Genomic DNA, 14,392 nt, shown 5'->3' with positions numbered 1-14,392 from the left:
GTTGCACGACGACGACGCACCGGCTGCCCAGGTGGTCAGCGACCTGACCGAGCTGGAGCCGCTCGCAGCCGTTGCGATCGTCGTGCTGGTGGTGCTGCTCGCGCTGCGCCGATGGCGTGATGCGACGTACCTCGTGGCCGCGGTCGGTGTGGTCTGGGCGGTGAATCCGCTGCTGAAGGAACTCGTCGGGCGGTCGCGGCCGGACCTTTGGCCGCTGCCGCCGGACGTGTCGGAGTACAGCTTTCCGAGCGGTCATGCGGCGAACACCGCTGCTCTCGTCGGCGCGTTGGCGCTCATCGTGCGCCGACTGCCGGTGGTCCTGCTGGGTGCGGCGCTGCTGCTGCTTGTGGCGTGGTCGCAGCTCGCACTCGGGCGGCACTACCCCACCGACATCCTCGTGGGGTGGCTGTGGGCGCTGGCTTGGGTCGGGCTGGCCCGGAACATGACGAAGGGCGGCCCTGGGTAGGACCGCCCTTCGGCGTGCTGCAGGTTGTGCGGTCTCGGACCGCACAGGTCACTTCAGGGTGACGGTGGCGCCGGCGCCCTCGAGGGCCTCCTTGGCCTTCTCCGCGGCAGCCTTGTCGACCTTCTCCAGGACGGCCTTCGGGGCCGACTCGACGAGGTCCTTGGCCTCCTTCAGGCCGAGGCTCGTGAGACCGCGCACCTCCTTGATGACCTGGATCTTCTTGTCGCCGGCGCTCTCGAGAACGACGTCGAACTCGTCCTGCTCCGCGGCCTCCTCGGCAGCGGCAGCCGGCGCGCCCGGGGCGGCGGCAACGGCGACCGGGGCGGCGGCGGTGACGCCGAACTCCTCCTCGAACGCCTTAACGAACTCCGACAGCTCCAGCAGGGTCAGTTCCTTGAACTGGCCGAGGAGCTCTTCGGTGCTGAGCTTCGCCATGGTGGCGGTCCTTCCTAACTGTGGTACTTCGTGATCACTGATGGGGTACTACGGGCGAGATTCGCTTCAGCTGTCAGCCGAAGCGGTCTCCTCGGTGCTCGCCTCGGCAGGTGCCTCGACCGTGTCCTGCACGGGTGCCTCGTCCGCCACTGCGTCCTGCACAGGGGCGGCGTCGGCCGGCAGCTTCTCCTGCAGCGCCGCGAACAGGCGCGCGGCCTGCGACAGCGGAGCAGCGAACAGCGACACCGCCTGCTGCGGAGCCGCCTTCATCGCACCTGCGAGCTTCGCGAGGAGAACCTCACGCGACTCCAGGTCAGCGAGCTTGCTGATCTCGTCAGAGCCGAGTGCCTTGCCTTCCAGCACTCCACCCTTGATGACGAGATGGGGATTCGCCTTGGCGAAGTCACGCAGGCCCTTGGCCGCGACCACCGGGTCGCCCTTGATGAAGGCGATGGCCGAGGGACCCTGCAGCAGCGAGTCGAACGACTCGAAACCGGCGTCCTTGGCCGCGATCTTGGTCAGCGTGTTCTTCACCACGGCGTAGTTCACATCGTCACCGAGCGCAGTCCGCAGTTGCTTGAGCTGCGCCACGGTGAGTCCGCGGTACTCGGTCAGCACGGCGCCGTTCGAGCTGCGGAACTCGTCCGTCAGCTCGGCGACTGCGGCTGCCTTGTCCGGCCTCGCCATGGGGTCTCCTTCTCTTGGCTTCCACGCCGCGGACCCCTGGACAAAAGAAAAACGCCCCTGCGCAGGCGCAAAGGGCGTGAAAGGAACAACTCACACTGTCTAAGCTCACCTGCGCGGGCCGCCCACTCGAGAGTGGGACCTTCAGTCACCCTCACACTTTCACACAAGGGCGACAACCAGCGGTCTTCGGCAGTAGACAGTGTGCCTGGTGTACGCATCCTTAATCAAATCGGCCGGGGATGGGGCGGGATCCAGCGGTGCATCGCGGTCGCCGCTGCCCAGCCGGTAGCCGCCATGATCACGATCGCCGGCGCCAGGCCGAGCATCGCCGTGGCACCCGCCAGCAGCAGTGGACCAGCGCCGTTCCCGGTGTCCGCGAACAACCTGAACGCCCCCAGGAACTGAGCCCGCCCGACCGCCGGCGACGCATCAGCCCCCAGCGTCATGATCACGCCGGCACCCAACCCGTTGCCGATCCCCATTAGCAGCGCGACCGCGGTCAGCGTCACCATGGTGTGGGTCAGCGGCAGCAGCAGGTGCGCCAGACCGAGGACGAACATCGACGGTACGGCGACCCACTTGCGACCGAGGCGGTCCATCACCGACCCGGCCGGGTAGAACAGCAGCATGTCGACGGCGCCGGACAGCCCGAAGATGATGCTGGTGGTCTCCGGATCGAGTCCGATGTGCAGCGCCCACAGCGGGATCACCACCTGACGCGACGCCCGGACCGCACCGACCAGCAGCGCCCCGACCCCCAGGGTCCGCAACACCGGCAGGTGCTCCCGGATCACGGTCCACGTCGACTGCGCGACCACGGGACGGCTGCCGCGCGTCCGCCGTACCGACTCGATGTCGGGCAGGCTGAGCAGGACGCCGCAGGCCAGGACAGCGGCGACCAGGTGGACCCAGTAGGCGCCGTCGGTGCCGAGGAACCGCATCGCGAACGCGCCGAGGAACGGGCCGATGAAGGAGCCGATGCGCTGTACACCCCCGAGTGTGGACAGTGCACGAGCCCGCATCTCGATCGGCACGGCCTCGCTCAGGTAGGCCTGCCGGGCCAGTCCCCAGACCGCGCCGGCGACGCCGGTAGCGCCGATCGCGATCGCGAGCCCCCAGACCGTCGGTACCAGGAGGCAGGCGACCAGGGCCAGCGCGACCAGGCCGGTCGCGAGCAGCATCGCGTGGCGTTCACCGATTTTGCTGGTGAGCGCGCCGGCCGGGATGTCGCCGATGACCTGGCCGAGGCCCGCGGCCGCGACGACCAGCCCGGCGACCGCGACCGAGGCCCCGAGATGAGTGGCGGACACGGCCACGACCGGTGCGATCGCGCCCTGGCCGATGCCGTAGAGCAGCGCCGGGAGGTAGACCGACGGCGCGATTCGCCAGAGATTCATGAAGCCGGCCCGGACGCCAGCGCCGTACGGCGGTCGCGCTCGGCCTCGGTCGCCCCGAGCAACTCGGACACCGTCCACGCCGCCGGGACGATCAGCTCGCCGAGCTCTTCCAACCGCTCCGCCGGCAGCCGCAACTCGGGACCGGAGATCGACAGGCACCCCACGGCCTGACCGGAGTAGTCGAAGACCGGGGCCGAGACGGACCTGATCCCCGGTGTGCGTTCCGACATCGACTTGGCGAAGCCTCTCGTCCGGATCTCGGCCAGTTGCGCAGCCAGTACGGCGGGGTCTGTGATCGTCTGCGGAAGCACCTGCTCGAGTGGCGCGGCCAGCACCTCGGCCTGCCGTTGCCACGGCGAGAACGCGAGCAGCACCTTCCCCGGCGCCCCCAGCGGCAGCGGCACCGGGATGCCGAACTCCGTGTAGGTACGGCGCAACTGGTGCCGGCTCTCGACCTGGTCGAGGACGACCCGTTGCCCACTCGGAAGCAGCTCGTGCACGGCCGCGGTCTCCTCGGTGGCGTCCCGAAGCTCACGCAGGACCGGCATCGCGGCGTCACGCAGGCCGGCCGGGATGCCGCCGCTGTGCGCCAGTTGCACGACGAGCGGGCCGATCGCGTACCGGCGATGCGCGGTCTGCCGGATGAGGCCGTTCTCCTGCATCGCGAGCAGCAACCGGTGCACCGTGCTGGTGGACAGGCCGGTGGCCCGAGCCAGGTCGCTGATGCCGAGGTCGGGCGTGCGGGCGTCGAAGCAGCGCAGGATCGCCACCGCCCGGTCGATCGACTGCACCGACCCTCGGCGGAGCTCTTCTTCCTGCATAGCGGCAGAGTATCCCACAATGCGGGAAATGGACGCGGGTTTCCGGTCCGTGGACACCCAGGCCCCTAGGCTGCAAGGCGTCGCCGATCACTTGGGAGCCGCATGTCCGTCCAGCTGGGGTCCGTGAGGGTTGCTGAAGGCGATGAGGCCGCCGCGGTGGTCTCGGAGCGCGGGGTGGCGCTGGCCGCCGACCTGGGGTTCGACGGCGACGTGCTGTCGATCCTGTCGCGGACGTCGCTGAGCGACCTGGCCGCCGCGGCCGGTGATTTCCGCGACCCGGCCGGCTTCGAGTTCGTCGCGCCGTACCGGCATCCGCGCAAGCTCTGGGGCATCGGGCTGAACTACCTCGAGCACGCCGGCGACCTGTCGGAGAACGTGCCGACCGAACCGGCCTCGTTCATGAAGGGCGATCACACGATCATCGGGCCGGGTGACCCGATCCCGGTGCCCTCGCAGAGCACTCGGACCACGGCCGAGGCCGAGCTCGGGCTGGTGATCGGCCGCGAGTGCTACCAGGTCGAGGAGGATGAGGCGCTCGACTACGTGTACGGCGTCATCCCCGTGCTGGACCAGACCGCCGAGGACATCCTGGAGCGCAACCCACGGTTCCTGACCCGGTCGAAGAACTTCCCGGGGTTCTTCTCCTTCGGGCCGGCGATCGCCGGGCTGGACGCCGTACTCGCGCACTGGGGTTCGCTGGACGCGGTCGAGGTGTCGACGGTGATCAACGGCTCGGTGCACCGGAGCAACACGGTGTCCAACATGGCCTTCAGCCCGGCGTTCCTGGTCAGCTTCCACAGCAAGGTGATGCCGCTCTTCCCCGGCGACATCATCTCCACCGGTACGCCGGGAGCCGTCCACATCACCCCGGGTGACGTGGCCGAGTGCCGCATCCCCGGCGTCGGCACGCTCACCAACCCCGTGATCGCCGGCCGATGACCATCACCGAGTCCTGGCGCTCCATCGACGCCTGGCTGGCACGGCACGCTCCGGCGACGTACGCCGTACTCGCGCCGCCGGCGAGCTCGCCCTCGCACCGCACGACGGCCCGGTCGACTTCATCGACGCCTTCGCCGACCTGACCGGCTACCTGGAAGCCGTGGTCCACTCCCTCGGCCACGGCACCGGAATCAACAACTGGTACCCGTACCTCACCACCCGCCAAGAACTCTGGTGGGACCAGGGCCCGGACAAACGGTCCGTCAACGACGAACCCCTCGTCCGGGCCCCCAAGCTCGGTTAGCCCAGGACGGCGAGGGCGTCGATCTCCACCAGCATGGTTTCGAGGGGGAGGCCGGTGAAGACGGTGGTGCGGGAGGGGAGGACGCCGCTCGGGGTCCGGGCGGACAGGAACTCGGCGTAGGCCTCGTTCATCGCGGCGAAGTCGTCGCGGGTGGTGAGGTAGACACGCATCATCACCACGTCGTCGAAGCTGCCGCCACCAGCGGTCAGGATCGCCTCGACGTTCTGCAGCACCCGGGTGGTCTGGCTCTTCACGTCACCTTGGTGGACGAACTCGCCGGTGGCCGGGTCGACCGAGCCCTGGCCGGACACCTGCAGGATGTTGCCCTTGCGCACGCCCTGCGAGTACACCGGCAGCGGCGCCGGCGCGTCGGTGGTGGAGACGGCGGTCTTGTCGGACATCAGCGTCATACCTCTCAGTTGTAGTCAGCACTGATCGCTCGCGTGGTGGCCAGCAGGTCTGGCAGCAACTCCAGCACCTGCTCGTAGTTCAGCAGCACGTCGGGTACCGAGACGGACACCGCCCCGACGATCCGGCCGTCGCGGTCGGCGACCGGCGCCCCGATGCAGTTGATGAAGGACTCGTGCTCGGCCCGGTCCTGCGCCCAGCCCTGTGCCCGCACCTCGTCCAGCTCGTCCCGCAGTACGTCGGGATCGGTGATCGTCTGCGGGGTGAAGGCGTGGTAGTCGATCGCCGCCAGCAACGCCTCCCGCTGCCGCTTGGGCTGCGCCGCCAGCAACACCTTCCCGACCGCGGTGCAGTGCAGCGCAGCGGGTACGCCGACCTGCGAGTACATCCGCACCGACCGCACACTGTCCAGCTTGTCGACGTAGATGACTTCGCCGTTCTCCCAGGCCGCGAGGTGCACGGTCTGGCCGGTCCTCTGGTTCAGCTGCAGCAGATGCGGTGCAGCGACCGCGCGTACGACGTGCTGTTCGCGAGCCGCGTCCGCCAATGAGAACAGCCGCGACCCCAACCGGTAGCGGTGCGACTCGTCACGCCGTACGAACCTGTCTGCTTCCATGGTGCGCAGCAGCCGCAGCACGGTCGTCTTGTGTACGTCGAGCTCAGTCGCCAGCTGGTCCAGCGACCGCTCACCCTCCCCCAGGCTGGACAGGATCTGCAACGCCCTGGCGAGGCTCTGGCTCATGGCAGCGTCACACCCGACGGGCCGACCTTGACCACCGCCCACTCCTCGTCGGAGCAGTCCAGCAGCTTCTGACGTACGGCGGGATCCAACGGCGCAGCGTGGTCCTCCGGCACGGCCAGCACCGCCGCCGCACCCAGGTGCCCCTGCCGCAGCCGCTGCTTCATCGGCAACCCCTGCAACGTCCCCGCGAGGAATCCCGCCGCAAACGCGTCCCCGGCACCGACCGGCTCGACCACCTCGACCTGCAGCGCAGGAACCTCGGTACGGCGACCGTCCGGCTCCAGCACGAGCGCAGTGTGCGCATCGTTCTTCATCACCAACGTGCACCGCGGCCCGAGCAGCTCACGCAGCTCATCCGGATCACTGGTCCCCGCGAAGACCTCAGCCTCGTCCGCACCGATCAGTACGACGTCAGCCGCCCGCAGCACTCGCCACAGCGGCTCCGGGTCCTTGTCGCGCCACAAGGCCGGCCGCCAGTTCAGGTCGACACTCAAGATGTAGTCCCGCTCGTCGCCGGCCAAGCGCTCCAGCATCTCGGCGCAGGTGCTGGAGATGGCCGCGGTGATGCCGGTCGTGTGCACCAAGTCGGCAGCGGTCAGCCGTTCGCGCACCGCGGGCCGGTCCAGGAACGCCGGATCCATCGCAGACGCCGCCGAGCCGGAGCGGTAGTAATGCATCCGGGAGCGACCGTCCGTCGTGTGCTTCACGTACAGCCCGGTCGGCCGGTCCGGGTCAGCCTCGACCCCACCGATGTCGACCCCGCGCTCCTGTAGGTCGCGCAGTACGTGCCGACCGAACCCGTCGTCGCCCAGCCGCGAGACCCAGCTCGTCGAGACTCCCAGCGCAGCCAGTCCGCCGGCCACGTTGCACTCCGCGCCACCCACCGACCGCCGGAACGACTCGACGTCCTCCAGCGGCCCGCCGGTGTCCCCGGCGAGCATGATCATCGCCTCACCGAGACACACTGCACGTGAGACGACATCCGCCATCGGCGTTCTCCCGGAATGCTTGTCTTTGACTGGAGTTCGGGCGTGATGCTACAACCGTGAAGTCAGAATGCGCAATCACCGTTGCGTATTCTGCAATCTCAACCACCGCAGGGGATCAGATGCCAGCTTCGTACGACGCAGCAGCCCTCGCCGCACTTGCCGACCAACAGGTGAGTTGGCAGGACAAGGCACTACCGCCCGCCTTCTGGGGCCGGACCGTCGCCGAGGTGCTGGCCGGCAAGCCGCGGCTCTCCCAGCTGCCCACTCCGCTGATGACCCTGTCCGCGCCCGGCCTGCGACACAACGTGGACACCCTGGCTCGCTGGTGCGCGCACCACGGCGTAGAGCTGGCGCCGCACGGGAAGACGACGATGGCGCCCGCCCTCTGGGCGATGCAGCTCGAGGCCGGCTCCTGGGCGATCACCCTCGCGAACGGCTTCCAGCTCGGCGTCGCCCGCGCGTACGGCGTAAGCCGGGTGCTCATCGCCAACGCGATCATCTCCCCGCTGCAGCTGCGCTGGATCGCCGACGAGCTCGCCGCCGATCCGACGTTCGAGGTCCTGGTCTGGGCCGACTCGGTCCGGACGGTCGAGATCATGGAGGCGGCCCGGGCGGCGCACGTCGGACCGGACGCACGGCCGCTCGACGTCCTCGTGGAGGTCGGCGGACTCGACGGACGGACCGGGGCCCGCGACGCGGAGACCGCGGTCGCCGTCGGCGAGGCGATCGCGAATGCGTCGACCCTGCGGCTCGCCGGCGTCGCCGGTTACGAAGGTGCGATCGGCCACGGCGTCGAAGAGGCCGACCTCGAGCCGGTGCGCGCGTACCTCCGCGAGCTGGCCGGGATCCACACCCGCCTCAAGGGTCTGTACGACGCCGACGTCGTACCCGTGGTGAGCGCCGGCGGCAGCCAGTACTTCGACGACGTCGCGACCGTACTCGCCCCGCTCGGCGAGGACGGCGCGCGAGTGGTGCTCCGGTCGGGCGCCTACATCACCCACGACGACGGCATGTACCGCCGGATGTCACCGCTCGGCGAGGCGCCGCGGACCGACGGGGACCGACTGGTTTCCGCGATGCACGGCTGGGTCCGGATCACCTCGCAACCCGAACCAGGACTGGCGATCTTCGACGCCGGCCGACGCGACCTGCCGTTCGACCAGGACCTGCCGGAGCCACAGCTGATCCGGCCGCGGGCCGAGGGCGAGCCGGTGCTGAAGGCGGCCGGGATGACCGTCGCCAAGCTGAACGACCAGCACGGCTACCTGCGGTTCGACGGCGATCCGGTGCTGATCGGCGACGAGCTCCGGGTCGGGCTCTCACACCCGTGCACGGCGTTCGACAAATGGGGACTGATCCCGGTCGTGCACGACCCGGACGCCGCCGATCCCGTCGTCGTCGACCTGGTCAGGACCTTCTTCTGACATGGCCGACCTCCTGATCAAGGGCGCCACGGTCCTGGACGGATCCGGCGCTCCCGGCGTGCAGGCCGACGTGGCCGTCGACGGCGCCCGCATCGTGGCCATCGGCAACGATCTGCCGGCCGGCCGCCGGACGATCGACGCCGACGAGCTGGTGCTGTCGCCCGGCTTCATCGACATGCACGCGCACTCCGACCTGCAGATCCTGGCCAACCCGGACCACACCGCGAAGGTCAGCCAGGGCGTCACGCTGGAGGTGCTCGGCCAGGACGGCCTGTCGTTCGCCCCGATCGACGACCCGACCCGGGCCGCGCTCCGGCGCCAGATCGCCGGCTGGAACGGCGAGCCGGACGACTTCGACTTCACCTGGTCCACAGTCGGTGGCTACCTGGACCGTCTCGACCAGGGGATCGCCTGCAACGCGTCGTACCTGGTTCCGCAGGGCACGCTGCGGATGTTGGTCGTCGGCACCGAGAACCGTCCGGCCACCCGCGCCGAGCTCGACGAGATGAAGCGACTGCTCGCCGAGGGACTGCAGCAGGGCGCCGTCGGGATGAGCAGCGGCCTCACTTACACCCCCGGCATGTTCGCGACCACCGCCGAGCTCGTCGAGCTCTGCACAGTCCTCGCCGAGTACGGCGGCTACTACAGCCCGCACCAACGCTCGTACGGCGAAGGCGCACTGGACGCTTACGGCGAGATGGTCGAGGTGGCCCGGCAGTCCGGGTGCGCCCTGCACCTCACACACGCGGTGATGAACTTCGAGCCGAACCGCGGTCGCGGCACCGACCTGGTGGCGATGATCGACAAGGCGGTCGCGAACGGCGTCGACGTCACCACCGACACCTACCCGTACTTGCCTGGCGCAACAACCCTCGCGGCGATCCTGCCCAGCTGGACTGCCGAGGGCGGGCCGGACGCTCAGCTGTCCCGGCTCCAGGACACAGAGTCGCGCCGGCGGATCGCCCACGAGATGGAGCACCTCGGGTCGGACGGCTGCCACGGCTGCGTGACCGACTGGAACACCATCGAGATCGGCGGCGTGAAGAACCCGGCGCTCAACGACGCCGTGGGCAAGACCGTCGCGGCCCTGGCCACCTCGGGCAGCCGGCAGCCGGCTGAGGTGTTCTTCGACCTGCTGATCCGGGACAACCTGGCCACCTCGATCCTGCAACACGTGGGGCACGAGGAGAACGTCCGGACGATCATGCGGCACTCGAGCCACACCGGCGGCTCGGACGCGATCCTGGTCGGTGCGAAACCGCATCCGCGCTCGTGGGGCACGTTCCCGCGCTATCTCGGCCGGTACGTACGCGAGCTCGGCGTCCTGGAGCTCGCCGACTGCATCCACCATCTGACCGGCCGCCCGGCCCGGCGGCTGCGGCTGACCGATCGCGGGCTGGTCCGGGAGGGGTACTACGCGGACCTGGTGCTGTTCGACCCGGACACCGTGATCGACACCGCGACCTTCGACGATCCGCGGCAGCAGGCCGAAGGGATCCCGTACGTCTTCGTCAACGGTGTGGCTGTCATCGACGACGGCCGCCGTACCGATGCACTCCCCGGCAGCGCTGTCCGCCTGAAAGGAAGCCGATGAAAACGCTGGAACTGCTCCGCGCCGACCGTGTGCTGACCGTCGTGCGGGCGCCGGAGATCAGCGACGCCCGTGACCTGTGCGCCGCGCTGGTTGCCGGCGGCATTCATGTCGTCGAGCTGACCTACACGACCCCGGACCTTCCCAAGCATCTCGAACGCGCCGCGGCGACCGCTTCGGAAACCGGTGCGGTGGTGGGCGCGGGCACCGTGCAGACCGGGGCGCACGCGAAGCAGGCGATCGACGCCGGCGCGCAGTTCCTGGTCACGCCGGGCCAGGGTCCCGAGGCGGCCGCGATCGCCGAGGCCGCGCGTGCGGCCGGGATCCCCGTCGTGCTCGGCGCGTTCACGCCTTCCGAGGTGATGACTGCGCTCGCGCTCGGCTCCGACGCGGTGAAGATCTTCCCGGCCCACCAGCTCGGGCCGAAGTACTTCAAGGACCTCAACGGCCCGTTCCCCGGCGTGCCGCTGATCCCGTCCGGTGGCGTCAACGCCGGCAACGCCCGCGACTTCCTCGCCGCGGGAGCTTTGGCCGTCAGCGCCGGTACGGATGTCGTCGCCCCGGCGGACGTGGTCGCGGGGAACTGGCAGGACATCACCGCCAAGGCCGAGGCGTTCTGCAAGGCGCTGCAGTGAAGGTGACAGCGGTCGAGACCATCCGGCCGCGAGTGCAGTCCAACCTGTGTTTCGTGCGGTTGCACACGGACTCCGGGCTGACCGGCCTCGGCGAGTCCTTCTTCGGCGCGGCCGCGGTGGAGGCGCACATCCACGAGACGGTCGCTCCGGTACTGCTCGATCTGGACGACCCGGCGCCGCAACAGGTCGCTGCAGTGCTGGCGCCGTACGTCGGTTATCAGGGCGGTGGGGCCGAGTTGCGCGGCAACGGCGCAGTCGACGTCGCGCTGTGGGACCTGATGGGTCAGGCCACCGGGTTGCCGTTGGCGCGGCTGCTCGGTGGGCCGGTGCGGGATCGCATCCGGACGTACAACACGTGCGCGGGCGTCCGGTACATCAGCACGTCGACGCGGCAGAACTCCTCGAACTGGGGCCTGCCTGCCGACGCCGGTGAGTACGAGGACCTGTACGCGTTCATGCACCACCCGGCCCGGCTTGCCCGCGAACTGTGGGACGAGGGCACCCGCGGGATGAAGATCTGGCCGTTCGACCAGGCCGCCGAGGAGAGCAACGGCACCGACATCTCACCGCGCGCGCTCGCCGCCGGGCTGGACATCGTCGAGGCGATCCGGGCCGAGGTCGGACTCGAGATGGACCTGATGATCGAGTTGCACGGCTTGTGGACCCGGACCGCGGCCGCCAAGCTCGCTCGGGCGCTGACGGAGTTCCGCCCGTTCTGGATCGAGGACCCGCTGCGCCCGGACGCCGCCGACGCACTCGGTGCGCTCCGCGCGGAGATCGACGTACCGATCGCGACCGGCGAGACCTGCATCGGGCGGCGCGGCTTCCTGCCGCTGTTCCAGCGCGGCGCGGTCGACGTCGCCACCCTCGACATCGGCTGGACCGGCGGCATCACCGAGGCGGTCAAGATCGCCTCGCTCGCGGACGCGTTCTCGGTCCCGATCGCACCGCACGACTGCACGGGCCCGGTCTCGCTCGCTGTCGCGACGCATGTGGTGTGCAGCCAGCCGAACGGGCTGATCCAGGAAACCGCTCGGTCTTTCATCCGCACCTGGTACGCCGAACTGGTCGAAGGGCTCCCGGAGTTGGTCCCGGGCGAGGTTGTTCTGCCTACCTCGCCCGGGCATGGTGTGCGCCTGCGTGACGACCTGGACGCGGTCTCCCGGCTAACCGATCAGCTCTAGAACCGGACCTTCGTGGAGTGCCCGGTAGACCTTGTCGCGCAGGGCATTCGCCTCCGCGTCGGTCAGAGTCCGGTCGACCGGCCTGAGGATCAGACGCACCAGCACGTTTCGCTGGCCGGGGTTCAGCTGGAGCCGATCGCGGGCGGGCTGCGGCAGATCGTCGTACGACGTCTCGCTGATCACGTCGACCGACTCCGCGGCGTCGGCGTCGGGGCCGAGGGCGTTGCGGACCTTGTCACCGATCGCCTCGGGTGACAGGTCGGCTGCCGCGTCCACGACGACGGACAGGTCACGGCGGACCGGTGGCATCGACGAGACCGACTTGTACGGCGACAGGTCGAGCATCTGGTCGGCCACGCGGGGATCGGTTGACCGGAGCAACCGAATGTCCCTGATGCCCTTGCGGAGCATCAAGAGCCGGTCCAGCCCCGGCCCCATGGCCAGACCGGTCCAGCTCTCGTCCAGACCGGCCTTCCTGAGCACGGGCGGCGCCGCGACACCGCACTCACCGATCTCGATCCACTGGTCGTCCAGCAGTACGTCGATCTGGCGGCCGTGGATCGTGTACGGGTGCACCGCGGGCACCGTCCGATACGTCTGGCCCGGCAGGACGGTGTCGACGAGCCGGGCGATCATGTCCTCCAGCTCGGGCTCGCCGAGGGTGACGTTCCGGCTGATCCGCCACAGGTCGAGCTGGTGCGGCGTACCGGTGTGCTGCCAGTCGACGGAGTCGCGGCGGTAGCAGATCCCCGCACAGATCATCAGCACGTCGGACGACGTACTCGTTGCCAGCTCCCGCAGCGCCGGCGGGATCATCGCGGACGTGTGACTGCGCAACACCTCGCCTTCGGAGGCGTAGCGGGTGTAGCGGGCTTCCCGGGTCACCGCGTCGGCGGCGTACCCGAGGTTGTCGTAGTTGTCGGCCAGCGGGACGACCGGATGGTCGCGTCTGGTCCAGATCTCGGTGTACGGCCAGGCCTGGCCGAGCGCCGTACGGATCGAGTCGACGATCAGCTGGATCGCGTGCGGGCCCTGGGCCGGGTCGGTCAGGTCGCGCAGGGACAGGGCAGCGTGCAGTTCTTCGATGGTGATCGACATCGGAGTCTCTCCAAGGGTGACGGTCTCGACGGGGGTCCACCCCGGTCGGCCGCGGTCCTCAGGAGAGAGCGCAGCAGCGGCTCACCCCGTCGGCACCGTCGTGCCGGCCGGGGCGCAGAAATCGCCGCCCATACTGCGTCATGCGACCAGGGTACCCGCTCGCGCCCGAAGGTCTCGTGTGGAAATTTTCTGCCCGGAGCACCGGACCGGTGCGACGATGGGGCGCATGCGATGGATCGACACGCTCGAAGCCGCGGCCGCCGAGAAGCTCCCGGAGGCAGTGCATCGGTACTTCCGGCAGGGCTCGGCCGGCGGGATCAGCGCCGGCGAGGCGGTCGAGGCGTGGTCGGCGTACCGGTTCCGGCCCCGGGTGCTGCAGGACGTGTCGACGGTCTCGGTGCGGACGACGGTGCTCGGCACGCCGGTCGACGTACCGGTGCTGGTCGCGCCGTCGACGATGCATCGGATGGCGGATCCCGATGGCGAGGTTGCGACGGCGACTGGAGTCGGCGGGGCTGGGTCGCTGATCGGACTGTCCAGCAACGCCGGGACGACGTTCGCCGATCTCGGGGCGACCGGGGTGCCGTGGTTGCTGCAGATCTACGTCGTGCGAAACCGGTCGGTCACCGAGCGGATGCTCGATGCCGCGGTCGAGGGTGGGGCGCGGGCCGTCGTACTGACCGTCGATACGCCGGTTGTCGGTCGCAAAGAGGACACCGGCGAGACGGTGTGGGATCTCGTGCAGCCCGGTCAGGTGTTGGCGAACCTGCCAGCGGGTGACTGGACCGACGACGACCTGGCGAAGGCGGACGACCTGGGTCCGGACGTGATCGGCTGGCTCGCCGAGCGCACCGGGCTGCCCGTGGTGGTGAAGGGCGTGCTGCGCGGCGACGACGCCAAGCGGTGCGCGGACGCAGGCGCGGCCGGTGTGATCGTCTCGAACCACGGTGGCCGGCAGCTGGATGGTGCGATCCCGACCGCGCTGGCGCTGCCGGAGGTCGCGGAGGCGCTGGCCGGCACGAGTACGGAGGTCTACGTCGACGGCGGTATCCGGCGCGGCGAACACGTGCTGGCCGCGTTGGCACTGGGCGCTCGTGCGGTCTTTGTCGGCCGGCCGGCGCTCTGGGCGCTCACGGTCGGCGGCTCCGCGGGAGTCACCCGGCTGCTCACGGAGCTCGGCGAGGAGTTGGAGCACTGCCTGCGCCTGGTCGGCTGCCCCACGCCCGCCGACCTCACCCCGGACCTCGTCACCCGGCACTTCAGGGACTGATT

General features: G+C 69.6%; 16 protein-coding genes. 7 read left to right on the top strand and 9 right to left on the bottom strand.

Features of this window, described 5'->3' with window-relative positions:
- Nucleotide 1: 1 nt before the first annotated feature.
- A complete protein-coding gene (locus AB0H36_RS24515) occupies nucleotides 2–466 on the top strand; it encodes a phosphatase PAP2 family protein (protein WP_360527670.1) in 465 nt (154 codons plus the stop codon).
- Between the two features lie 48 nt (nucleotides 467–514).
- Here AB0H36_RS24515 and rplL read toward each other — a convergent pair whose 3' ends face one another.
- The 4 genes from rplL to AB0H36_RS24495 form a co-directional block, all read right to left on the bottom strand.
- Nucleotides 515–901 (bottom strand): 50S ribosomal protein L7/L12, encoded by a 387-nt coding sequence (gene rplL, locus AB0H36_RS24510; protein WP_360527667.1) that lies wholly within the window; start codon nucleotides 899–901, stop codon nucleotides 515–517.
- Nucleotides 902–967: 66 nt separating this feature from the next.
- The gene (rplJ, locus tag AB0H36_RS24505) at nucleotides 968–1,588 is read right to left on the bottom strand and encodes a 50S ribosomal protein L10 (RefSeq protein WP_360527664.1); all 621 of its coding nucleotides are present in this window, start codon (nucleotides 1,586–1,588) and stop codon (nucleotides 968–970) included.
- A gap of 224 nt (nucleotides 1,589–1,812) precedes the next feature.
- Nucleotides 1,813–2,985 (bottom strand): MFS transporter, encoded by a 1,173-nt coding sequence (locus tag AB0H36_RS24500; RefSeq protein ID WP_360527661.1) that lies wholly within the window; start codon nucleotides 2,983–2,985, stop codon nucleotides 1,813–1,815.
- Nucleotides 2,982–3,806 carry an IclR family transcriptional regulator gene (locus tag AB0H36_RS24495; protein ID WP_360527658.1) on the bottom strand — a complete coding sequence of 275 codons (825 nt, stop codon included), beginning with the start codon at nucleotides 3,804–3,806 and terminating at the stop codon, nucleotides 2,982–2,984. Before AB0H36_RS24495 ends, AB0H36_RS24500 begins: the two co-directional genes overlap by 4 nt.
- Nucleotides 3,807–3,908: 102 nt before the next feature.
- On the opposite strand from AB0H36_RS24495, the gene AB0H36_RS24490 reads away from it, so the two are divergent.
- Nucleotides 3,909–4,745, top strand: a complete 837-nt coding sequence (locus tag AB0H36_RS24490; RefSeq protein WP_360527655.1) for a fumarylacetoacetate hydrolase family protein — start codon at nucleotides 3,909–3,911, stop codon at nucleotides 4,743–4,745.
- On the opposite strand, the gene AB0H36_RS24485 is transcribed toward AB0H36_RS24490, so the two are convergent.
- From AB0H36_RS24485 to AB0H36_RS24470, 4 genes are all read right to left on the bottom strand, one after another.
- Nucleotides 4,717–4,926 (bottom strand): hypothetical protein, encoded by a 210-nt coding sequence (locus AB0H36_RS24485; protein ID WP_360527652.1) that lies wholly within the window; start codon nucleotides 4,924–4,926, stop codon nucleotides 4,717–4,719. The genes AB0H36_RS24490 and AB0H36_RS24485 overlap by 29 nt on opposite strands.
- A 119-nt stretch (nucleotides 4,927–5,045) precedes the next feature.
- Entirely contained in the window at nucleotides 5,046–5,459 is a 414-nt protein-coding gene (locus tag AB0H36_RS24480) for a Rid family detoxifying hydrolase (RefSeq protein ID WP_360527649.1), read from the bottom strand.
- Nucleotides 5,460–5,464: 5 nt separating this feature from the next.
- Nucleotides 5,465–6,199, bottom strand: a complete 735-nt coding sequence (locus tag AB0H36_RS24475; protein WP_360527646.1) for an IclR family transcriptional regulator — start codon at nucleotides 6,197–6,199, stop codon at nucleotides 5,465–5,467.
- Nucleotides 6,196–7,188 (bottom strand): sugar kinase, encoded by a 993-nt coding sequence (locus AB0H36_RS24470; protein WP_360527643.1) that lies wholly within the window; start codon nucleotides 7,186–7,188, stop codon nucleotides 6,196–6,198. Before AB0H36_RS24470 ends, AB0H36_RS24475 begins: the two co-directional genes overlap by 4 nt.
- Before the next feature lie 119 nt (nucleotides 7,189–7,307).
- Between AB0H36_RS24470 and AB0H36_RS24465 the strand changes: the two genes are divergently transcribed.
- Genes AB0H36_RS24465 through AB0H36_RS24450 form a run of 4 tightly spaced genes read left to right on the top strand, consistent with a single transcriptional unit; the run spans nucleotide 7,308 to nucleotide 12,022 of the window.
- Nucleotides 7,308–8,612 (top strand): amino acid deaminase, encoded by a 1,305-nt coding sequence (locus AB0H36_RS24465; protein WP_360527640.1) that lies wholly within the window; start codon nucleotides 7,308–7,310, stop codon nucleotides 8,610–8,612.
- A 1-nt stretch (nucleotide 8,613) separates the two neighbouring features.
- Entirely contained in the window at nucleotides 8,614–10,206 is a 1,593-nt protein-coding gene (locus AB0H36_RS24460; protein ID WP_360527637.1) for a D-aminoacylase, read from the top strand.
- Nucleotides 10,203–10,838: a bifunctional 4-hydroxy-2-oxoglutarate aldolase/2-dehydro-3-deoxy-phosphogluconate aldolase gene (locus AB0H36_RS24455; RefSeq protein WP_360527634.1), complete on the top strand. Its 636-nt coding sequence runs from the start codon at nucleotides 10,203–10,205 to the stop codon at nucleotides 10,836–10,838. The genes AB0H36_RS24460 and AB0H36_RS24455 overlap by 4 nt, the downstream gene beginning before the upstream one ends.
- A complete protein-coding gene (locus AB0H36_RS24450) occupies nucleotides 10,835–12,022 on the top strand; it encodes a mandelate racemase/muconate lactonizing enzyme family protein (RefSeq protein WP_360527631.1) in 1,188 nt (395 codons plus the stop codon). Before AB0H36_RS24455 ends, AB0H36_RS24450 begins: the two co-directional genes overlap by 4 nt.
- Here AB0H36_RS24450 and AB0H36_RS24445 read toward each other — a convergent pair.
- On the bottom strand, nucleotides 12,005–13,120 hold the full coding sequence (locus AB0H36_RS24445; protein ID WP_360527628.1) for a hypothetical protein: 1,116 nt from the start codon (nucleotides 13,118–13,120) through the stop codon (nucleotides 12,005–12,007). The two genes, AB0H36_RS24450 and AB0H36_RS24445, sit on opposite strands and share 18 nt — an antisense overlap.
- Before the next feature lie 226 nt (nucleotides 13,121–13,346).
- On the opposite strand from AB0H36_RS24445, the gene AB0H36_RS24440 reads away from it, so the two are divergent.
- Nucleotides 13,347–14,390, top strand: a complete 1,044-nt coding sequence (locus AB0H36_RS24440; protein WP_360527625.1) for an alpha-hydroxy acid oxidase — start codon at nucleotides 13,347–13,349, stop codon at nucleotides 14,388–14,390.
- The last annotated feature ends 2 nt before the right edge of the window (nucleotides 14,391–14,392 follow it).

This window comes from Kribbella sp. NPDC050820 (assembly GCF_040653975.1).
Lineage (GTDB): Bacteria > Actinomycetota > Actinomycetes > Propionibacteriales > Kribbellaceae > Kribbella.
The sequence above is the reverse complement of the archived record's forward strand: the minus strand, read 5'-3'. Positions and strand labels throughout refer to the sequence as shown.